Consider the following 19,567-nt stretch of genomic DNA (forward strand, 5'->3'; position numbering starts at 1 on the left):
CCCCCACGCCGTTGGAACGACGTGGGGAACGTCTCGATCACGGAAGAGCAGAACGCCACCCTGCATCAACGCCCTGCGGCAACCCCCTCTGCGGCAGTGCCGCCACGCGGGCCGTCGCCCGGCAGGCGCGGCACCCCGCAGGCGCGGCACCGGGAGGCCGCGCCGGTCAGGCGGCGCCTCAGCGCGTCGCCGGTGGCAGCAGCAGGCCGACGCACTCGACGTGGTGCGTCATCGGGAACAGGTCGAACGCGCGGAGCTCCGCCAGCCGCCACCCCGCCGCCCGGAACGTGGCCACGTCGCGCGCGAACGCGGCCGGGTCGCACGCCACGTACGCGACCGCGCGCGCACCGGTCCGCGTGATCGCCTTGACCACCGCCGCTCCCGCCCCCGACCGCGGCGGGTCCAGCACGATCAGGTCGACCGGCTTCGGCAGCCGCCCCTGCCGCAGCGCCGCCTCCACCCTCGCCCCGATCACGGCCACACCCGGCAGATCGGTCAGGTTGCGGCGAGCCGCGGCCACGCCCTGCGGTGCGGACTCGACCACGGTCACCGGCCCGGTCGGCCCGACCATGCCGGCCAGCGCGGCCGCGAACAGCCCGGCACCGCCGTAGAGGTCCCAGGCCGCCTCACCCGGCCGCGGCACCAGCAGCTCCAGCACCGCCGCGGCGAGCGTGTCCGCGGCCGCCGGGTGCACCTGCCAGAACGCGTCGCCGGGCAGCACCCACTCGCGCCCCACCGCCTTCTCCCGGATCTCCCCGGCGACGGACGCGCCGTCCAGGATGTCCGGCTCGTCCAGACGCAGCGGCGAACGCCTCGGCGTGACCAGCACGTCCCCGCCACCGGACGCCACCACGTGCACCTCGTCCGCGTCCGGCCACGACTCCGAGGTGACCGGCGCCGCCTGGATCGACGGGTGCGCGATCAGGCACCGGTCCACCGGCACCACCTCGTGCGAGCGGTGCTTCAGCAGCCCGGCGGAGTGCCGGCCGTCCACCGCGTACCGCACGCGCGTGCGCCAGCCCAGGCCGTCGCCGTCGAGCGGCGCCACGCGTACCCCCAGGGCCTGAATTTGATCCTGGGTCAGCTTGCCCAGCCGGGCCAGCTGCTCGGTGACGACCGACGTCTTCCAGGCCAGCTGCGCCGCCGGTGCGACGTGCTGCAGGTCGCAACCGCCGCAGCGGTTCGGATGCGCGTAGACGCACGGCGCGGTCACCCGGTCCGCGGAGGGCGTCAGGATCTCCACCGCGTCCGCCCGCGCGAACCCCCGGTGCACCTCCGTGACCAGCGCGATCACCCGTTCGCCGGGCAGCGCGTGCCGTACGAACAGCACCGGCCCGCCGTCGCCGCCCACCCGGGCCACGCAGTGCCCGCCGTGCGCCACCGCACCGACCAGCACCTCGACCCGCTCGCCCTCCCCGGGCATCTCCACCTGTGTCACGAACCGCTCTCCGAACTAGATGACGAGGACGCGCGTGGCCCACGCGCCGGGCCACGGGCCAGCGCCTGGTCGAGCCGGGCGAGATCGCGGTCGTGGCTGGACCGCAGCTGCCACGGCACGCTGGTGACCATCACGCCCGGCTCGAACAGCAGCCGGGTCTTGAGCCGCAGCGCGCTCTGGTTGTGCAGCAGGTTCTCCCACCACTTGCCGACCACGTACTCCGGGACGAACACCGTCACCACGTCCCGCGGCGAGCTGCGGCGCACGCTCTGCACGTAGTCGATGATCGGCCGGGTGATCTCCCGATACGGCGAGTCGACCACGGTCAGCGGCACCGGGATCTCCCGCGCCTCCCACTCGTCCTGCACGCGCCGGGTATCCGCCGGGTCCACGCCCACGGTCACCGCGGTCAGCGTGTCCGGCCGGGTCGCCTGCGCGTAGGCCAGCGCCCGCAGCGTCGGCATGTGTACGGTGCTGACCAGCACGATCGCGTGGTTTCGGGCGGGCAGGACATATCGCTCCACCGTCGGCGTCAGCTCGGCCGCGACCCGGTCGTAGTGCTTCCGGATGCCGAGCATGAGCACGAAGATGAACATCATCGCCGCGATCGCGATCCACGCGCCGAGCATGAACTTCGTGATCAGCACGACGATCAGCACCGCGCCGGTGAGCAGCATGCCGACCGTGTTGATCGCCTTGGACCGGTGCATGCGCCGCCGCTCCGCCGGGTCCCGCTCGGTGAGCAGGTGCCGGGTCCAGTGCCGGATCATGCCGGCCTGGGAGAGCGTGAACGACACGAACACGCCCACGATGTAGAGCTGGATCAGCCGGGTCACCTCGGCCTGGAACGCCACGATCAGCACCACGGCCGCGATCGCCAGGAACACGATGCCGTTGGAGAACGCCAGCCGGTCACCGCGGGTGTGCAGCTGGCGGGGCAGGTACCGGTCCTGGGCCAGGATCGAGCCGAGCACCGGGAAGCCGTTGTACGCGGTGTTCGCGGCCAGGAACAGGATCAGCGCGGTCGCGCCGGCCACCACGTACAGCATGATCGAGCCGGAACCGAAGATCGCCTCGCCGAGCTGGGTGGTGACCGTCTTCTGCACGTAGTTCGGCGGGCCGCCGGCGATCTGCAACGCCGGGTTCTCCACGTACTGCAGCTTCGTGGCCTGGGCCAGCCAGATGATCCCGACCAGCATCACGATCGCCATCGTCCCGAGCAGCAGCAGCGTGGTCGCGGCGTTCTTGCTCTTCGGCTCCTTGAACGCGGGCACACCGTTGGAGATCGCCTCCACGCCGGTCAGCGCGGCGCAGCCGGACGAGAACGTGCGCAGCAGCAGGAACGCGAACGCCCACTGGCTGAGGTGGTCCTCCTCCGCGTGGATCTCCAGGGTGGCGGACGGCGCCAGCAGCGGCTCGCCGAGCACCACGATCCGGACCAGCCCGGTGATGATCATGCCAACGATAATGATCATGAAGCCGTACGTCGGGATCGCGAAGGCCGTGCCGGACTCCCGGATGCCGCGCAGGTTGATCGCGGTCAGCAGCACCACCGCGAGCAGCGCGATCCCGACCTTGTGCTCGTCCACGAACGGCACCACCGAGCCCAGGTTCGCCACGCCGGACGAGACCGACACCGCGACCGTCAGCACGTAGTCGACCAGCAGCGCGCTCGCCACCGCCACGCCGTACCGCGGGCCGAGGTTGACGGTCGCCACCTCGTAGTCGCCGCCGCCGGACGGGTAGGCGTGCACGTTCTGCCGGTAGCTCGCCACCACGGTCAGCATCACGACCACGACGGCCAGCGCCACCCACGGCGAGTACATGTACGCGGTCGCGCCCGCGATCGACAGGGTCAGCAGGATCTCGTCCGGCGCGTACGCCACGCTGGACAGCGCGTCGGACGCGAAGACCGGCAGCGCGATCCGCTTCGGCAGAAGCGTGTGCTGCAGCCGGTCGGACCGGAACGGGCGCCCCAGCAGCAGGCGCTTCACGAGTGAGGTGGGACGGGCCACAACGGGTAAGAGTACGGCCAGCGCGGTTCCGGTGATCGGGCATGGCACGCTCTCACTGCACGCGTCTTTCGCGGACAGGGGGGCCACGGGTGCACATCGTGATCATGGGCTGCGGGCGGGTCGGGTCGACCCTCGCCCACAGCCTGGAGGACCGCGGCCACTCGGTGGCCGTCATCGATCAGAACGCGGACGCGTTCCGCCGGCTCGGCCCCGAGTTCGGCGGCGCGATCATCACCGGCGCCGGGTTCGACCGTGACGTGCTCGCCGAGGCCGGCATCGAGCGCGCGGACGGCTTCGCGGCCGTCTCCAGCGGCGACAACTCCAACATCATCTCGGCTCGGCTGGCACGCGAGACGTTCGGCGTGCCACGCGTGGTCGCCCGCATCTACGACCAGCGGCGCGCCGAGGTCTACGAGCGACTCGGCATCCCCACGGTCGCCACGGTCCGCTGGACCGCCGACCGGGTGCTCCGCCAGGTGCTCGCCACCGGCGACCTGGAGGTCTTCCGCGACCCGACCAGCACGGTCTCGATCATCGAGGTGCCGGTGCACAAGGGCTGGATCGGCCGCAAACTGTCGTCGCTGGAGACCGCGGCCGGCGCGCGCACGGCCTACCTCATGCGCTTCGGCCTCGGCCACCTCCCCACCGCGTCCACCATGATCCAGGACGGCGATCAGGTCTTCATGCTGGTCACCGACGAGATCGCCGCCACCGTGCGCCAGCGCACCGGCGCCGCACCGGAAGGATCCCGCTGAGCATGCGCGTCGCCATCGCCGGAGCCGGTAACGTCGGCCGTTCCATCGCCCAGGAGCTGGTCGGCAACGGCCACGAGGTCATGCTGCTGGAACGCGATCCGAAGATGCTCCGCCCGGAGCGCGTCCCGCAGGCCGAGTGGATCCTCGCGGACGCCTGCGAGGTCGCCAGCCTGGAGGAGGCCGAGATCGCCCAGTGCGACGTGGTCGTGGCCGCCACCGGCGACGACAAGGTCAACCTGGTCATCTCGCTGCTCGCCAAGACCGAGTTCGCCGTCGGCCGCGTCGTCGCCCGGATCAACCGCGCCGAGAACGAGTGGCTCTTCACCGACCAGTGGGGCGTCGACGTCGCGGTCAGCACGCCGCGCCTGATGGCCGCGCTGGTCGAGGAGGCCGTCACGGTCGGCGACCTGGTCCGCCTGATGACCTTCCGCCAGGGCGAGGCCAACCTCGTCGAGATCACCCTCCCACCCGACGCCCCCTACGTCGGCCAGCCGGTCCGCGCCGTCCCCCTCCCCCGCGACGCCGCCCTCACCGCCATCCTCCGCGGCAAACGCGTCCTCGTCCCCGGTCCCGACGACCCCCTCGAGGCCGGGGACGAACTCATCTTCGTCTGCATCGCCGAGGCCGAGGACTCCGTCCGCACCGTCATCCTCGGCCCAACGGCAGTTCACCACCCCTGAAGGATTCTCCCGCTTCCGGCGTGCCGAGTCCCAGTGCTCCCCCGGGCACCGGCCGGCCGCGATGAGCAAGGGCGTTCACTCCGTTCAGGGGTGGGTGGCCGGGGTGGCAGCAGGGCTTCCTGCCGATCCCGCCGCACTCACCAACCGCACGCAACCGACGTCACCCGACGCACGAAGCCGTGGGCCTTCAGGAAAAAGCGGCATCCGTTGTTCAGAAATGCGGGAGCCAAGAGGGCTATTCAGCACGCTACGCGCTGACAGCCCTGGCCTGCGGCGACGCGGTGCCGGTTCGCCCGCTGGATAAGCCTCCAAGATCCTTCCAGCCCACATTGCTGTTTCGGCCTGCGCGAAACAGCAATGTGGGCTGGAAGGATCTTCATTTGCCCCGAGGCCCTCCGGACGCCCGCTGGAGGCGAAAACCCAGCCACGCAGCGGAACGCCACCGACAAGCCGAAATGTCGGGCGCGGAGCGCCCGTGCGGTGTGGAACTGAGGTGAGCGCCGCGGAACGTGCAGGGAGGAGCGCCAGCGACGACCGGTGCCCGCGGGAGCATGCGGAAGGTGACCACGCCGGAAGCGGGAAAGCAGCTCTTGCTCTTCAGGTCCGGTGCACCGCACTCGCGCGATGGATCAGGCGCGGTCGGCTTCCGGGAGTGGTTCCGGCATCGGTGAGTGCCTCAGCGTGCGGCGGACCGCCCAGACCGTCAGGGCCAGCATGCCGACGTAGGTGGGCCAGCTGATCACGATGCGGGCGATGCCGAGCAGGTCGGGCTGCTCGGCGGCCCAGAGCGCGGCCTGCACGCCGGCCCGGAGGACGAGCGATGCGGCCCATGCCAGCGTCAGCCACTGGAACGTGCGGAACAGCGCGGGATGGTGCCGCCAGTCGTGCTTGCCGCCGGCCGCGATGATCGCCCAGACGAAGCCGATCAGCGGCTTCCGCACCGCCACCGAGATGACCATCACGGCGGCCTGGGCGAACGTCAGCAGGATGCCCGGCAGGTAGAAGTCGCGGGCCTCGCCGGAGCGGGCGGCCAGGTAGGCGCCGAGCGCGATGCCGACCAGGCCGTTGATCGCGTGCCGGATCGGCTGCTTGCGGATCAGCCGGTAGATCGCGATCGCGACCGCGGTGCCGACCGCGCCGAAGATCGCCGGGTAGAGGTCCCACAGCAGGTTGAGCACGACGAACGCGCAGACCGGGATGCTGGACTCGATGAGCCCGCGGACGCCGCCGAGCTGCTCCGCCATCTGCTCGGAGATGGTCGGGATGCGTTCCTCCTCCGGCTCCTGATCGTCCTTGCCGGCCGTGGCGGCGGACATGGCGTCCCGGACGGAACCGGGCGAGTACGGATCGGTTGCTCTGTCAGGACCGGTCATGCTCACCTGGGCGCTTCCAGCTCGTAATGCGGGTTGTAAATCACTTTACGGTCATCCCGGACAGCGATGCGCCCGCGGGCGGTCAACTGCCGGCCCGGCTCGATCCCGGCGATGTGCCGGCGACCGAGCCAGACGAGCGTGATGACGTCGCTGCCGTCGTAGAGGTCGGCCTCCAGCGTCGGCAGGTTGGTGCGGGGCGTGTAGACGACCGTGCGCAGCCGGCCCGAGACCGAGGCCAGCTGGCCGCGCCGGCAGGTGCCGACCGGGGTGGCGCCGCACTCGGCGCTCTCCCGCTGCAGCTCCTCCGCGTGCAGCTCGGCCTCGGACGCCGTCAGCCGCTGGATGAACCGGCGCAGCGGCGACCGGCGTTCGTCGATCGTCATGGTGCGAGCCTCCTCACAGCGAGCGCTGTGGCGACCAGAGTACGCCCGGAAACCGCTAGGAACGCGGCCGCGGCGACGGCCGGCGACGGGGTTCATCCGGCGGCGTGGCGGTGCCACCGTCCGGCCCCTGCGCGGCCACCTCCTTGGGCAGGTGCAGCGGCAGCGGCTCCTTGACCGGCTTCGCCTCGTTGCCGCGGTCCACGACCAGCCCGCGCAGGCACTCGCCGAGCAGTGGCGCGCTGGCCGGCGTGGTCGCGACCGGCCCCTGGAACACGGCCTGCACCATCCACCGCGGTCCGTCGACGCCCGCGATCCGCAGGTCGACCGGGCCGTTCGGGGTGGGCACCCGGGCCAGCAGCTCGACGCCGTACGGCCCCTCGCCCTCCTGCAGCTGCGCCCCCTGGCCGCGGAGCGACTCGCCGACCTCCTCGCGCACCTCGTCCCAGATGCCCTCGCTGCGCGGCGCCGCGACCGCGATCAGTTGCAGCGTGCTGGGCCCCTCGCCGAGCACGACCTGCTGGACCACGCCCTCCGGGCCGGCCTGCACGCGCACCTCGACGCCGGGCACCGCCGGAATCTGCATGCTGCCCAGGTCGAGGCGCTGCACGTCGTCCGGCGCGTCCGCCACGTCGTACGGCCCGGTGGTCGCGCCCGAGGCCGCCTCGGCCGGGATCGGGGTGTCCTCGGCACGCGCGTGACGCCCGCCCCGATTGAAGATCGCCATGATTACCTTTCCGGATTAACCGAAATGTCGTAGATGTCGAAAACTAGAGAGCCGCGTGCCCGCCGGTCGACCCGTGCCCGCCCGCGCCCCGCACCGACTCGGGCAGCGCGTCGACCACCTCGAAGACCGCCCGGGACACCCGCTGCACGACCAGCTGCGCGATCCGGTCGCCGCGCGCGATCTTCGCGGTCGCGGCCGGGTCGTGATTGATGAGATTCACCAGGATCTCCCCCCGGTAGCCGGCGTCGACCGTACCGGGCGCGTTCAGCAGCGTCACGCCCAGCCGGGCGGCCAGGCCGGACCGCGGGTGCACCAGCCCCACGAAGCCCTCCGGCAGCGCCAGCGCCACACCGGTCCGCACCAGCGCGCGGTGGCCCGGCGCCAGCTCCACGTCCTCCGCGGCGCACAGGTCGGCGCCCGCGTCCCCCGGGTGCGAGTAGGCGGGCACCGGCAGGTCCGGGTCGAGTAACAGCAGCGGCACGGGCACGGTCTCGGTCACGGGTTCGGATCCTCATCGTCGACGGCGTTTCACGGACCCTGCATATCCTGCCGTGCCGCGCCGGGGGAAGCACTCGTACCCTGGCTGGCGTGGCACCCCCCGGCACCGGAACCTCGCAGACCTCCCCCTATCGAGAGCGCCTGACCGTCACCTGGTGGCTGTGGCTCCTCGGTTTCGCGGCCGCGGCCGCCCTGGCCCTGGAGGTCTGGCTGGGCGCGGACGGCGTGCGCGCGTGGCTGCCGTTCGCCGTGCTGCTGCCACTGACCGCGCTCGGCCTCTGGGCGCTCGGCCGGATCCGGGTCGCGGTCGCCCCCGGCCCGGACGGCGAGACCGCGCTGCTGGTCGACGACGCGCACCTGCCGGTCCGGTTCATCTCGGACGTGGTGCCGCTGGACGCGGAGGGCCGCCGCGAGATCCTCGGCGTGGCAGCGGACCCGCTGGCCTTCGTGGTGCAGCGGCCGTGGATCTCCGGCGCCGTCCAGGTGCTGCTGGACGACCCGGACGATCCCACGCCGTACTGGGTGGTCAGCACGCGCCGCCCGATCGCGCTCGCGCAGGCCGTGCTGGACGCCAGGGGACAAAGCAAGGCCCAGGGACAACGCGGGGCCTAGGACTTCTCGATGCTCCGGCGCGCCCGGCCGGCCCGCAGATCCTCACGCAGCCGGTCGCCGAGTCCGCGGGTGGCGCGCCGGTTGAGGTAACTGGCCACGGCCGCGCCGGTGAGCAGCGGCCCTAGCGTGGTCAGGTTGCGCCCGAAGCGCTTGAGCAGCATGTCGCGCAGCTCGCGGCGCGCGGCCGTGCCGAGCACCGCGCCGACGCCCGCGCCGGGCAGCAGCGGGTTCACGCCGCGCTGGTTGGACCAGGCCTGCAGCAGGGCGACCGCGCGCTCGGTGGCGGTCCCGGTCACCGGCTGCCCGTAGATCTCGTGCAGCTCGCCGATCAGCTTCAGCTCGACCGAGACCACGGCCACGGTCTCGGTCGCCAGCAGCGCCGGCGTGGACAGCAGCGTGGGCGGCACGGCCCACTCGATCGCGGCGACGCCGCCACCGGCCGCACCGATGCTCGCGGTGGCCCGGGACGCGTTGCGCACCAGGCGCTCGGCCAGCTCCTCGTCGTTCAGGCCCGGGTGGTGCCGGCGCAGTGTCTCCAGGTCGCGGATCGGCACGTACGGCGCGATCTGGTTGACCGTGTCGACCATCCACTGGATCGCCACCTTGGGCCGGATCATGCGCCCGGCGCCGCTGGTCCGCACCGACGTGACGAGGCGGCCCAGCAGCCGCCGTCGCACCGGCGTCGGCAGTTCCTCCTCGGCGAGACCGGCGATGGCCTGGCTCAGCCGTTCCGGGTCACCGGTGCCGGCCACCGGCACGCCCGGCTCGGTCGCCGCCACGACGTCGTCCGCTGTGCCGCGCCGCTCGTTACTGGCGTCCGTCATCTCGCCTCCTGCCTCGATCCGCTGACCGGTACTACCCACCCGGAGGGTGCGGCACGCCGGTCATGGCGGGTGGATCGAGTGAAGCAGATCCCGGCCACCGGCACGCGGAGCCGGTGGCATCGCCGCGTCACGGACCGCCCACCCTCGGCCCGCAACGCGGTGTTGTGGTGTGTGTGCCCTATTCGGTTGTACTCGTACGCCCGTCAGCGGGGATCAGGCGCACTCGTGGCAGATCAGCTCGCCGTTCCGCTCGTGGGCGAGCTGGCTGCGGTGGTGCACCAGGAAGCACCGCGAGCAGCGGAACTCGTCCTGCTGCATCGGCAGCACCTTGACAGTCAGTTCCTCGTCGGCCAGGTCAGCACCGGGCAGCTCGAAATTCTCGGCTACCTCGGCCTCATCCACGTCGACGGCGCCGGACTGCGAGTCGACGCGACGTGCCTTGAGTTCCTCAAGGCTGTCCTCGCCGAGGTCGACCTCGTCGCGACGCGGGGCGTCGTAGTCGGTGGCCATCGGTTGTCACTCTCCCGTATCGATGTGTCGTCCGGCGTCTGTAACGCCGCACGGCGATGTTCGGTTCCCTGGTGGCCAACGTTGGCACACTTAGCACCTGTGACGTCACCCTCAGCGACGATGCTGATGGTGACACCACGACGGCAGCTCACCAAGAAACTCCCCCCAGCGAGCGCGGTACCTTACCGCTCTCGTGCGTTGCTTGTACGCCCCGGCCCGCCAAGATGTTCCCAATGTGATTCAGGCGACACCAAGGTAGGGGGTCCTTCGTACCGATCATCGTCGGCACGCCGGGAACCCTCGTCACTTTCCCGGGGCAGGCCCCCACGCGTTAACCTCAGCGGGACACCGCCAAACCCACCCACCTGCGGGGAGCCGTCACCAACATGAGCTATGCGCGCATGCGGGCGCTCATCGTCCTGAGCGTGCTGACCGTCGCCGCCATCGTGTTCGTCGCGGTGGCGCTCGTGCAGGACACGCAGACCGAGGCCACCGCGATCGAGGAGTGCCCCGAGGGTTACGTGCTCGCCAACGTCGCGCTGCCCGAGCCGAAGGACGTGAAGCTGAAGGTGTTCAACGCGGCCGGCCAGAACGGCCTCGGCGCCCGCGTCTCGACGGACTTCAGCAACCGCAAGTTCCAGGTGGAGAAGCCGGAGAACAGCGACCGGACCAGCGACGACGTGGCGATCCTGCGGTACGGCCCGAAGACCGTCGGCGCCGCCCACCTGCTCCGGGCGTATTTCCTGGACAACGCGCTGACCGAGTACGACGAGGGCCGCGACAGCGACATCGTCGACGTGGTGATCGGCACCGGCTTCGAACAGCTCGCCACGACGACCGAGGTGAACCAGTCACTGGTCGAGCTGGGCCAGGCCTCGGTCCCCCCAGGCGCGTGCGCCGCGTAGATGGTCGTCGCTCCGCTCCTCCGGCTCGACGCCACTCCCGGCGCTGACACGTCCACCGGCAGACGAAAAGCATGTCTGCCGATGGCCGCGCCGGCTCTGGTCGCCCGCGCCTCACGCGGGTGGCCCGGGGGACGGTCACGCGCCGCCGGAGGCGTCCAGCGCGGAGAGGCGGACGTGGAGTGGGGCGAAGAGGGCGGGTGGGGCGGCGATCACCATGGGCAGGCCCGGCTCCGCGCCGTTCAGGCCGGCCACGATCAGGCCCGCCTCCTGCGCCACCAGGCCGCCGGCCGCGTGGTCCCAGGGATTGAGGCCCTTCTCGTAGTACGCGTCGATCAGGCCCTCGGCCGCGAAGCAGAGGTCCAGCGAGGCCGCACCGAACCGCCGGATGTCCCGCACGTACGGCAGCAGCCCGGAGAGCACGCCGGCCTGGTGCGTGCGCCGCGCCGCGTCGTAGCCGAACCCGGTGCCGACCAGCGCCTGGCCGAGCACGGTCTGCCGGGAGCCGCGGATCGGCCGCCCGTCGTGGAACGCGCCGCCACCGCGCGTCGCCGTCCACTCGTCGCCGGTGGCCGCGTTGCGCACCACGCCGGCCAGCACCACGCCGTCCACCTCGGCGGCGATCGACACGGCGTACTGCGGAAGGCCGTAGAGGTAGTTCACGGTGCCGTCGATCGGGTCGACGATCCACCGCACACGTCCGCCGGAGGCGGCCCCGGCCGCATGGTCTCCGTCCTCCGCCGCGCTTTCGCCGTACTCCTCGCCGAGCAGCGCGTCGCCGGGCCGCAGCGTGCGCAGCTCCTCGGCGATCTGACGCTCCACCGCGCGGTCCGCCGCGGTCACCACGTCGGTGTCGGTGCTCTTGGTGTCGATGGTCGAGCTGACCGCCTCGGCACGCATCCGGGCGGCGGTGTCCGCGGCCCGGCGCGCGATCTCGACGGCCGTCTTGAGCAGGTCCAGGGGCTCTGAAGAGGTTCGTTGCACGCGATCCATACTGCCGTCCCGCGGGAAACGCATGCCGGTCCGGCGGGGTAGGATCACTGGCAAACCCCTGTCATCACCTACTTCGCGTCTCCCGCACCGCGTCCCCGCGCCTGTCGCGCAGCTCTCTGCGGCGCGGGGCGCAAGCTGTTTGCCTCAGACAGCGTTACAATTCACGCTGCCCACGTGACACGGACGGTCGCCACGCCGATCGGCCCGCGGCTCGGGGGCCACTACATCACCGGCCCGCAACGTCTGCTCGCGCTGCCCGCCGGATCGGCCGTGCTCGTTCTTCGCCTCCGGAAGGTCATTCGTGTCAGAAGCCCGCCACACCGGCGCCGACGTACGCTCGCTCACCGACACCCTGATCGCCAGTGCCGAGCGCGCCGGTGGACAGTTGACGTCGGCAGAGCTCGCGCGCAGCGTCGAGGCTGCCGAGGTGACCCCGGCCCAAGCTAAGAAGATCTTGCGGGCGCTGGCGGACGCCGGCGTCACGGTCGTGGTGGACGGTTCGGCCAGCACCCGCCGCCCGCGGGTCGCCGCCGCCCGCTCGGCCACCCCCGCCTCAAAGGCCACCACCGCCAAGGCCACCAAGGCCGTCACCAAGAAGGCCGCGCCCGCCGCCACGCCGAAGCAGGCCGCCCCGGCGGCCCCGGCCGACGCGAACGGTGCGGCCCCGGCCAAGCGCACCCCGGCGAAGGCGGCCAAGGCCGCGCCCAAGACCGGTCCGGCCGCGAAGGCCGCGCCCGCGAAGGCCGCCAAGGCCGGCGCCAAGGGCCCGGACGGCGAGCCGATCGAGGAGGAGATCGATCCCGAGGAGCTCGCGGCCGAGATCGAGGACGTCGTCGTCGACGAGCCGGTGGAGGCGGTCGCGGCCGCCACGGCCGACGCGCAGGCGGACAGCAACGACTTCGAGTGGGACGACGAGGAGTCGGAGGCGCTCAAGCAGGCGCGCCGCGACGCGGAGCTGACCGCGTCCGCCGACTCGGTCCGCGCCTACCTGAAGCAGATCGGCAAGGTCCCGCTGCTGAACGCGGAGCAGGAGGTCGAGCTCGCCAAGCGGATCGAGGCCGGGCTCTACGCGTCCGAGCAGCTGCGGGTCGCCGACGAGGGCGGCGAGAAGCTGGCGTTCCAGCTCTCCCGCGACCTCAAGTGGATCTCGCGCGACGGTGAGCGCGCCAAGAACCACCTGCTGGAGGCCAACCTCCGTCTCGTGGTCTCGCTTGCCAAGCGCTACACCGGTCGTGGCATGGCGTTCCTGGACCTCATCCAGGAGGGCAACCTCGGCCTGATCCGCGCGGTCGAGAAGTTCGACTACACCAAGGGCTACAAGTTCTCCACGTACGCCACCTGGTGGATCCGCCAGGCCATCACCCGCGCCATGGCCGACCAGGCCCGCACCATCCGCATCCCGGTGCACATGGTCGAGGTCATCAACAAGCTCGGCCGCATCCAGCGCGAACTGCTCCAGGACCTGGGCCGTGAGCCCACGCCGGAGGAGCTGGCCAAGGAGATGGACATCACCCCGGAGAAGGTGCTGGAGATCCAGCAGTACGCTCGGGAGCCCATCTCGCTGGACCAGACGATCGGCGACGAGGGCGACAGCCAGCTCGGTGACTTCATCGAGGACTCGGAGGCCGTCGTGGCGGTCGACGCGGTCTCGTTCTCGCTCCTCCAGGACCAGCTGCAGCAGGTCCTGCAGACGCTCTCCGAGCGCGAGGCGGGCGTGGTCCGGCTGCGGTTCGGCCTGACCGACGGCCAGCCGCGCACGCTCGACGAGATCGGCCAGGTCTACGGCGTGACCCGCGAGCGGATCCGCCAGATCGAGTCGAAGACGATGTCGAAGCTGCGGCACCCGTCGCGCTCGCAGGTCCTCCGGGACTACCTCGACTGATCCGCCGTCATGACGCGGACGTCGGCCGTACCCTTCAGGGGGTGCGGCCGACGTCCGTTTAGCGCCTGTTTGTGGGGCAGACCCGAACGGGCGATTCCTGATGGCCGGACGGGCGAAGGTCCCGAAAGCGACAGAACGGCCGATCGGGCACAGAAGCAGCCGGAACACCGTGAAAATCACCCGGTCCGGCTGGTCGCCCAACGATCAATTATCCGGATGCTGACTTCAGAGTCAACTTTCCGTGCCCGTTTGACCACTACCCGTACAACCTTCGGTGGTGATCGAAGAGTTGTGGGGATGTGATCGTTGACGTGGCACCCTTGGTGCACGGCACACTGTCCATACCAGGTGTGACCTCGGTCCCCCGAGGGCACCATGGGAAGGCCGCACCCACCACGGGTGTTGGACAATGGGTGAAGCACTACCGAAGAACCTGTTCATCGGTGACGACCCGAGGAGGTAGGCGATGACCCCGACCCTCACGCCGCCGCCAGAAACGGCGGCTCCCCCAGCCGCCGATGAACGCTGCGACCGTTGCAGCGCGGCGGGCAAGTTGCGGGTGACCATTGCCGGCGGCAGTGAGCTGGTGTTCTGCGGACACCACGCGAACAAGTACGCCGACGATCTCGTCAAGATCGCAGTGCAGTACGCGGCCGAGCCGGAGTTCACCTGGCGCGGCGCGGACATGATGCGCCGCTGATCCTGTCGAAGTCACACTGGTCCCGCCGGCCCCGGCGGAACCCGGCACAACCGAACGAGTCGACCCGATGACGGGGACGCCCAGGTGTGGGGCGTCCCCGTTTCCACATCCCCGGGCGACCTCGTCCGCAGGCGAGCGATCTGCCGGCCACCGGCCCCGGGACAACCCACCTCAAGACAAAATTCACGAAGTGCTTTATTTGCCCGCTTCCGGCGTGGCTGATTCCCCAGTGCTCCCGCGGGCACCGGTCGTCGCTGGCGCTCCTTCCTGCCAGTCGAGTGGGCGGCCAGAAAACCCAAGCGGCCCTCGCCACCCCGAAGCCCCATCGCTGGGCGACCCCGCGGCTTACAGCCGCCACCATGCGGCCCTCAGCCTCCCCCGCCACGTCTCACACGACCCCCAGCGCCTTTCGCCACCCGCGGCACCAAGGCGAACCGTGATCGAGCGTCCCCCATGTCGTTCTCACTACATCGGGGACGCCCTGATCTCGGTAGGACGGCCCGAGGGACGGCGTGCGTCCCATGACCCCGGCAGCGCGGGCGAGACATGCAGATGCGATGTAGGGCGGCGCCGTCGGTCATGTAGCACGACGCGGGGCCGCGTGACGTGCGACGCGTGACGTGCGACGCGTGACGCGTGACGTGCGGCGTCGGGCACGTAGCGCGATGCGGGGCCGCGTGACGTGCGACGCGAGACGTGCGACGCGAGACGCGGGGCCGCGTGCGTGACGTGCGGCGCGTGATGTGGGTGAGGGGTGCGGAGTCGCGGCTCGTCCCGGCCACCGGGGAACCGGCTCCGATGCCGCGTGCGGAGCGGAGCGCTAGCGGAGTCGGAGCACTCGGCGAGGTTTGCCCGCGGGAGCATGCGGGCCGCACCCCGCCGGAAGCGGGAATATGAACTTGATCCTGATTTTGCCCTTTTTCGATCCCCGCCAGACCAATTCCTCGTCAGACCAATTCCTCGTCAGATCGATCTCCGTCAGACCGCGGGGATGGCCGCGCCGAGGGCCGTGGAGACGTCGCGGGCCGAGGCGATGACGTCGGGGGCGTGGGTTTCGAGGTCGGTCATGGTGCTGTCCATGGCGAGCGTGGAGATGGAGATGCCGCCGAGGACCTGGCCGGTGTGGTCGAAGACCGGGGCGCCGACGCAGCGGATGCCCGGCTCGTTCTCCTCGTCGTCGACGGCGTAGCCGAGCGTGCGGACCCGGGCCAGGTGGGTGAGCAGGTCCTCCTCGCTGGTCAGCGTGGAGCGGGTGCGCTGGGCCAGGCCGGCCCGGCGGCAGATCGCCAGCACCTCCTCGTCGCCGAGCTGGGCCAGGATCGCCTTGCCGATCGCGGTGGTGTGCAGCGCGACGCCCATGCCGATGCGGGACGGCATCTGGTACGGCCGGCGGCCCTCCTGCTTGTCGACGTACACAGCCTCGTCGCCGCTGCGGATCGCGAAGTGCGTGGTGTATCCGGTGGCCTCACGCAGCGCCTGGAGCGCGCCGGACGCCTGCCGGGCCGGGTCGAAACGGTTCATCACCCGGCCCGCCAGCGTCAGGATGCGCGGGCCCGGCTCGTAGCTGCCGAGACCGTCCGGCCGGGCGAAGCCCCACAGCACCAGCGCCTGCAGGATGCGGTGCACGGTCGACTTGGAGACGCCGGTCGCCACGGCGATGTCGGTGACGCGGTGGTGCTCGGCGAGCGCCTCCAGCACCGCCAGCGTCTTGTCGATGGAACTGCCTTCCCTGGCCATGAGATCCAGCCTATTCGGTGGTGCTCAGCGCGCGAGCCAGCCTCCGTCCACCGCGAGGACGTGCCCGTTGACGTAGTCGGCCGCGGCCGAGGCGAGGAAGACGACCGCGCCGGCGACGTCCTCGGCACGGCCCCAGCGACCGGCCGGGATGCGCGATCTGATCTCGGCCTCGCGGACCGGGTCGGCCCGCAGCGCCGCCGTGTTGTCCGTCGCCATGTAGCCCGGCGCGACCGCGTTGACCTGCACGCCCCGGGCGGCCCACTCGCAGGCCAGCGCCTTGGTCAGGCCGGCCACGCCGTGCTTGGCGACGGCGTAGCCGGGCACGTGCACGCCGCCCTGGAAGGACAGCATCGACGCGACCGAGATGATCTTCCCACTGCGCCGGGCCAGCATGCGCGCGCCGACCGCCTGGCTGAGCAGGAACACCGCGTCGAGGTCGACGTCGAGCACCGCACGCCAGTCCGCGAACGGGTGCTCGGCCGCGGGCGCGCGCCGGATGATGCCGGCGTTGTTGACCAGGATGTCCACCTCCGGCAGCGCGGCGGCCGCGTCCGGGATCGCGGCGGTGTCGGACAGGTCGAGCACCCAGCGGGTGGCCTGCCGGCCGGCCTTGCGCACCTCCGCCTCGGTCTCGTCGAGGTCGTCGGTGCGGCCGTGCAGCACCAGGTCGGCACCGGCCTGGGCGAGCCCGACCGCGATGGCCCGGCCCATGCCGGTGCGCGCGCCGGTGACCAGCGCGGTCCGGCCGTGCAGCGAGAACGGTGAGGTCACCGCAGGTCGCCGATCGCGACCGGTTCGACGTCCTCGTACGCCTGGTTCTCGCCGCCCATCGCCCAGACGAACGCGTAGCTGCGGGTGCCGAACCCGCAGTGCACCGACCAGGACGGCGAGATCACGGCCTGCTCCGGCGCCACGATCAGGTTGCGGGTCGCGTCCGGCCGGCCCATGAGATGCACGACACGATCCGTCGACGGCAGGCCGAAGTAGAAGTAGACCTCGGTGCGGCGCTCGTGGGTGTGGCACGGCATGGTGTTCCACATGCTGCCGGGCGCGAGCACGGTCACGCCGAGCACGAGCTGGCAGCTCTGGATGCCCTTGACATGGATGTACTTGTAGATCGTGCGGTCGTTGGACCCGTCCTGGGAGCCGAGCCGCACCGGCTCGGCGTCGTCGAGCGTGGCCCTGACCGTGGGGTGGGTCGCGTGCGCGGGCGTGGAGACGAGGTAGAACCGGCCGTCGAAGCGCACCTCGCGGGCGCCGCGACCGACGTAGAGCACCTCCCGCGCCGCGAGCTCGTAGCGGTCGCCGTCGACGGTGACCGAGCCGGGCCCGCCGCCGATGTTGACCACGCCGAGCTCGCGGCGCTCCAGGAAGAACTCGGACCGCAGCTCCGCCGGGCAGGGCAGCTCGGTGGCGCCGTCCGACCCGCCGACCACGATGCGGTCCTCGTGCGAGTACGTCAGTCGCACCTCGCCGGGTGCGAACAGGTCCTCCACCAGGAACCGCCGGCGCAGTTGGTCGGTGTCCATCCCGGCCAGCTGGTCCGGGGCAGTGGCGTGCCGTGACTCCATGAGCCCTCCCCTACCTGTTGTTCCGCTGCGGTCGTTCCGCTACATAGGACAGTTTATCGACACATGAGACGGATCAGGCGGCCGCGACCGGCTGCCTCGGCTCGCCGGCCGGGTCGGTGTCGAGCGAGTCGATCAGGTCGTCGCGGTCCGGCGTCCGCTCCGGGCGGAGCAGCCCGATCGCCACGTAGAGCACCAGCGACGTGACCAGCGGGACGCCGACCACCATGGTCTGACTGGTCTCCTCCAGCACCCACCGGACGATCACCCAGACGCTGAGCCCGGCTGCCCAGGAGACGATCGCGGCGCTTGGCCCGCTCCGCCGGAACCAGGGCAGCAGGCCGAGCATCAACGGGATCGAGATGGGGCCCATCGTCGCGGCGACCACGTCCACCACGATCTTGAGCACCACTCCCTGGCCCTGGGTGGTCATCGCGATCACCATGCTGATCACCACGAACGTGAACGTGGTGATCCGGGCGAACAGCAGCTCGGAACGCTCGTTGAGGTTGCGGACCGCGCGGACCAGCACCGGAGCGATGTCGCGGATCACCACGGAGGAGATCACGTTGGCGTCCGAGGAGACCATCGCCATCGTGTGCGAGAAGAAGCCGGCCAGCACCAGGCCGATGATGCCGGGCGGCAGCAGCGTCTTGGCCAGCTCGACGTACGCCTGCTCGGGGTTGGCGATGCCGGGGACGATCAGCGGCGCCGCGAACATCGGCAGGAACAGGATCAGCGGCCAGACCAGCCACAGGCCGCTGGAGAGCAGCGCGGATCGCTTGGCGGCGGAGCCGGACGGCGCGGCCATGTAGCGCTGGGCCAGGTTCCACATGCCGCCGTTGTACTCGAACGTCTTGATGAACAGCAGCGCGAGGAAGAACGTCAGCGTGTACGGCCCGTTGAACGGGTCGCCGTGCCCGGGCGGCAGGTCGTCCCACATGGTCCACAGCGCGGAGACGCCGCCGAGGTGGCCGAGGAAGGCGATGAACATGGCGATGCCGGCCACGCCCTGGATGACGAACTGGCCGAAGTCGGTGAGCACGTCCGCCCAGAGCCCGCCCGCGGTGATGTAGACGAGCGTGACCGCGCCGGTGATCAGGATGCCCCAGACGATCGGGACGCCCGCGAAGCCGCGCAGCAGCACGGCGATGGCCACCCACTTGGCCGCGATGTCGACGACCTTCAGGAGCGCGCCGCTGTACGCCAGGGCCTGCTGGGTGGGGACGTTGTAGCGGCGGGCCAGGTACTCCAGCGGGGAGGCCACGCCGTGCTTGGAGCGCAGCCGGTTCCACCGGGCCGCGAAGACGAACGCGCCGATGCCGACGCCGAGACCGATCGTGAGCGCCCACCAGACGTACATGGCCAGGCCGTAGTTGTACGCGACCGCCGCGAACGCGACGAACATGATCGCGCTATAGCCAGACATATGGTGAGAAATTCCGGATAGCCACCAGGGGATCATGCCGCGTGCGGTGAAGAAGTCGGCGACGCTGTGGATGCGCTGCTTGGCCCACAGTCCGATGCCGACCATCACCACGAAGTACCCACCGATAACCACCCAGTCGAGCGTGGTCACGTGCCCTCCCTCCGTCGCTGTAACACGGGCGTCACAGATGTTCCGCTACACGAAACGCGACTGTCAATACATGGAACGCAGCGATCTTTGTCGATAGCAGAAATCGATCACCGTGCGAGAGAGGTCTTGACGGCGTTCCATGTCACGGGACAGAGTTCTCGGTGACGAAACAGGGAGGGCTCATGCCGAACATCACCGTCGAGCTGCTGTCCGGTCGCACGCTGGACCAGCGACGCGAATTCGCCGAGGCCGTCACCGCGGCCGCGGTCGACATCCTCAAGGCGAAGCGCGCCTCAGTCCGCATCCGCTTCGACGAGATCGAGCGCGAGGACGTGGCGAACGGTGGCACCCTGGAGTCCGACCGCGAGTAGAGCCCCGGCCCAGAGGTTTCCCC

Annotated in this window: 20 protein-coding genes; 7 read left to right on the forward strand and 13 right to left on the reverse strand. The window is 70.9% G+C overall.

The features are described 5' to 3' along the window. Positions 1 to 178: 178 nt before the first annotated feature. Together J2S43_RS27140 and J2S43_RS27145 are read right to left on the reverse strand one after the other, a co-directional pair. Complete coding sequence (locus tag J2S43_RS27140; protein ID WP_306833921.1) at positions 179 to 1,438, reverse strand: class I SAM-dependent RNA methyltransferase; 1,260 nt, start codon at positions 1,436 to 1,438, stop codon at positions 179 to 181. Continuing rightward, positions 1,435 to 3,453: an APC family permease gene (locus J2S43_RS27145; RefSeq protein ID WP_306833922.1), complete on the reverse strand. Its 2,019-nt coding sequence runs from the start codon at positions 3,451 to 3,453 to the stop codon at positions 1,435 to 1,437. Before J2S43_RS27145 ends, J2S43_RS27140 begins: the two co-directional genes overlap by 4 nt. An 89-nt stretch (positions 3,454 to 3,542) precedes the next feature. On the opposite strand from J2S43_RS27145, the gene J2S43_RS27150 reads away from it, so the two are divergent. Continuing rightward, the gene (locus J2S43_RS27150) at positions 3,543 to 4,208 is read left to right on the forward strand and encodes a potassium channel family protein (RefSeq protein WP_306833924.1); all 666 of its coding nucleotides are present in this window, start codon (positions 3,543 to 3,545) and stop codon (positions 4,206 to 4,208) included. After that, entirely contained in the window at positions 4,205 to 4,888 is a 684-nt protein-coding gene (locus tag J2S43_RS27155) for a potassium channel family protein (RefSeq protein ID WP_306839466.1), read from the forward strand. The genes J2S43_RS27150 and J2S43_RS27155 overlap by 4 nt, the downstream gene beginning before the upstream one ends. A 629-nt stretch (positions 4,889 to 5,517) precedes the next feature. On the opposite strand, the gene J2S43_RS27160 is transcribed toward J2S43_RS27155, so the two are convergent. The 4 genes from J2S43_RS27160 to dut are packed head-to-tail and all read right to left on the reverse strand — an operon-like array spanning position 5,518 to position 7,867. Further along, the gene (locus J2S43_RS27160; RefSeq protein ID WP_306839468.1) at positions 5,518 to 6,204 is read right to left on the reverse strand and encodes a DUF3159 domain-containing protein; all 687 of its coding nucleotides are present in this window, start codon (positions 6,202 to 6,204) and stop codon (positions 5,518 to 5,520) included. 59 nt (positions 6,205 to 6,263) lie between these two features. Beyond that, a complete protein-coding gene (locus tag J2S43_RS27165) occupies positions 6,264 to 6,644 on the reverse strand; it encodes an OB-fold nucleic acid binding domain-containing protein (protein WP_306833926.1) in 381 nt (126 codons plus the stop codon). Positions 6,645 to 6,699: 55 nt separating this feature from the next. Further along, positions 6,700 to 7,368 carry a DUF3710 domain-containing protein gene (locus tag J2S43_RS27170; RefSeq protein ID WP_306833928.1) on the reverse strand — a complete coding sequence of 223 codons (669 nt, stop codon included), beginning with the start codon at positions 7,366 to 7,368 and terminating at the stop codon, positions 6,700 to 6,702. A gap of 43 nt (positions 7,369 to 7,411) precedes the next feature. Continuing rightward, positions 7,412 to 7,867, reverse strand: coding sequence for a dUTP diphosphatase (gene dut, locus J2S43_RS27175; protein WP_306833930.1), 456 nt, complete (start codon positions 7,865 to 7,867; stop codon positions 7,412 to 7,414). 89 nt (positions 7,868 to 7,956) lie between these two features. Between dut and J2S43_RS27180 the strand changes: the two genes are divergently transcribed. Then, entirely contained in the window at positions 7,957 to 8,478 is a 522-nt protein-coding gene (locus J2S43_RS27180; RefSeq protein ID WP_306833932.1) for a DUF3093 domain-containing protein, read from the forward strand. Here the strand turns inward: J2S43_RS27180 and J2S43_RS27185 are convergent. Further along, positions 8,475 to 9,302: a hypothetical protein gene (locus J2S43_RS27185; RefSeq protein WP_306833934.1), complete on the reverse strand. Its 828-nt coding sequence runs from the start codon at positions 9,300 to 9,302 to the stop codon at positions 8,475 to 8,477. The two genes, J2S43_RS27180 and J2S43_RS27185, sit on opposite strands and share 4 nt — an antisense overlap. 213 nt (positions 9,303 to 9,515) lie before the next feature. Then, positions 9,516 to 9,812 carry a DUF4193 domain-containing protein gene (locus J2S43_RS27190; protein WP_033344790.1) on the reverse strand — a complete coding sequence of 99 codons (297 nt, stop codon included), beginning with the start codon at positions 9,810 to 9,812 and terminating at the stop codon, positions 9,516 to 9,518. A gap of 401 nt (positions 9,813 to 10,213) precedes the next feature. Here J2S43_RS27190 and J2S43_RS27195 point away from each other — a divergent pair, with 401 nt between their 5' ends. After that, complete coding sequence (locus J2S43_RS27195; RefSeq protein ID WP_306839470.1) at positions 10,214 to 10,717, forward strand: LytR C-terminal domain-containing protein; 504 nt, start codon at positions 10,214 to 10,216, stop codon at positions 10,715 to 10,717. Between the two features lie 135 nt (positions 10,718 to 10,852). Here J2S43_RS27195 and J2S43_RS27200 read toward each other — a convergent pair whose 3' ends face one another. Then, entirely contained in the window at positions 10,853 to 11,698 is an 846-nt protein-coding gene (locus J2S43_RS27200; RefSeq protein ID WP_306833939.1) for an inositol monophosphatase family protein, read from the reverse strand. A 310-nt stretch (positions 11,699 to 12,008) separates the two neighbouring features. Here J2S43_RS27200 and J2S43_RS27205 point away from each other — a divergent pair, with 310 nt between their 5' ends. Together J2S43_RS27205 and J2S43_RS27210 are read left to right on the forward strand one after the other, a co-directional pair. After that, the gene (locus tag J2S43_RS27205; RefSeq protein ID WP_306833941.1) at positions 12,009 to 13,589 is read left to right on the forward strand and encodes an RNA polymerase sigma factor; all 1,581 of its coding nucleotides are present in this window, start codon (positions 12,009 to 12,011) and stop codon (positions 13,587 to 13,589) included. Between the two features lie 466 nt (positions 13,590 to 14,055). Continuing rightward, entirely contained in the window at positions 14,056 to 14,289 is a 234-nt protein-coding gene (locus tag J2S43_RS27210) for a DUF7455 domain-containing protein (protein ID WP_306833943.1), read from the forward strand. Between the two features lie 978 nt (positions 14,290 to 15,267). Here the strand turns inward: J2S43_RS27210 and J2S43_RS27215 are convergent. The 4 genes from J2S43_RS27215 to J2S43_RS27230 form a co-directional block, all read right to left on the reverse strand. Continuing rightward, on the reverse strand, positions 15,268 to 16,026 hold the full coding sequence (locus J2S43_RS27215; RefSeq protein WP_306833944.1) for an IclR family transcriptional regulator: 759 nt from the start codon (positions 16,024 to 16,026) through the stop codon (positions 15,268 to 15,270). Positions 16,027 to 16,050: 24 nt separating this feature from the next. Further along, on the reverse strand, positions 16,051 to 16,797 hold the full coding sequence (locus J2S43_RS27220; protein ID WP_306833948.1) for an SDR family oxidoreductase: 747 nt from the start codon (positions 16,795 to 16,797) through the stop codon (positions 16,051 to 16,053). After that, positions 16,794 to 17,597: a 5-dehydro-4-deoxy-D-glucuronate isomerase gene (gene kduI, locus J2S43_RS27225; RefSeq protein ID WP_306833950.1), complete on the reverse strand. Its 804-nt coding sequence runs from the start codon at positions 17,595 to 17,597 to the stop codon at positions 16,794 to 16,796. The genes J2S43_RS27220 and kduI overlap by 4 nt, the downstream gene beginning before the upstream one ends. A gap of 73 nt (positions 17,598 to 17,670) precedes the next feature. Continuing rightward, positions 17,671 to 19,173 carry a sodium:solute symporter family protein gene (locus J2S43_RS27230; protein WP_306833953.1) on the reverse strand — a complete coding sequence of 501 codons (1,503 nt, stop codon included), beginning with the start codon at positions 19,171 to 19,173 and terminating at the stop codon, positions 17,671 to 17,673. A 182-nt stretch (positions 19,174 to 19,355) separates the two neighbouring features. Here J2S43_RS27230 and J2S43_RS27235 point away from each other — a divergent pair, with 182 nt between their 5' ends. Further along, entirely contained in the window at positions 19,356 to 19,544 is a 189-nt protein-coding gene (locus J2S43_RS27235; RefSeq protein ID WP_306833955.1) for a tautomerase family protein, read from the forward strand. The last annotated feature ends 23 nt before the right edge of the window (positions 19,545 to 19,567 follow it).

Origin of the sequence: Catenuloplanes nepalensis (assembly GCF_030811575.1) — a bacterium.
In the GTDB taxonomy this organism is placed as follows: domain Bacteria; phylum Actinomycetota; class Actinomycetes; order Mycobacteriales; family Micromonosporaceae; genus Catenuloplanes; species Catenuloplanes nepalensis.

What these genes read in the sequence shown, in the direction of transcription:
- J2S43_RS27210 (WP_306833943.1), top strand. Translation starts at nt 14,056, where the DNA reads ATGACCCCGACCCTCACGCCGCCGCCAGAAACGGCGGCTCCCCCAGCC.
- J2S43_RS27235 (WP_306833955.1), top strand. Translation starts at nt 19,356, where the DNA reads ATGCCGAACATCACCGTCGAGCTGCTGTCCGGTCGCACGCTGGACCAG.
- J2S43_RS27190 (WP_033344790.1), bottom strand. Translation starts at nt 9,812, where the DNA reads ATGGCCACCGACTACGACGCCCCGCGTCGCGACGAGGTCGACCTCGGC.
- J2S43_RS27160 (WP_306839468.1), bottom strand. Translation starts at nt 6,204, where the DNA reads ATGTCCGCCGCCACGGCCGGCAAGGACGATCAGGAGCCGGAGGAGGAA.
- J2S43_RS27170 (WP_306833928.1), bottom strand. Translation starts at nt 7,368, where the DNA reads ATGGCGATCTTCAATCGGGGCGGGCGTCACGCGCGTGCCGAGGACACC.
- J2S43_RS27165 (WP_306833926.1), bottom strand. Translation starts at nt 6,644, where the DNA reads ATGACGATCGACGAACGCCGGTCGCCGCTGCGCCGGTTCATCCAGCGG.
- J2S43_RS27215 (WP_306833944.1), bottom strand. Translation starts at nt 16,026, where the DNA reads ATGGCCAGGGAAGGCAGTTCCATCGACAAGACGCTGGCGGTGCTGGAG.
- kduI (WP_306833950.1), bottom strand. Translation starts at nt 17,597, where the DNA reads ATGGAGTCACGGCACGCCACTGCCCCGGACCAGCTGGCCGGGATGGAC.
- J2S43_RS27185 (WP_306833934.1), bottom strand. Translation starts at nt 9,302, where the DNA reads ATGACGGACGCCAGTAACGAGCGGCGCGGCACAGCGGACGACGTCGTG.
- J2S43_RS27195 (WP_306839470.1), top strand. Translation starts at nt 10,214, where the DNA reads ATGCGGGCGCTCATCGTCCTGAGCGTGCTGACCGTCGCCGCCATCGTG.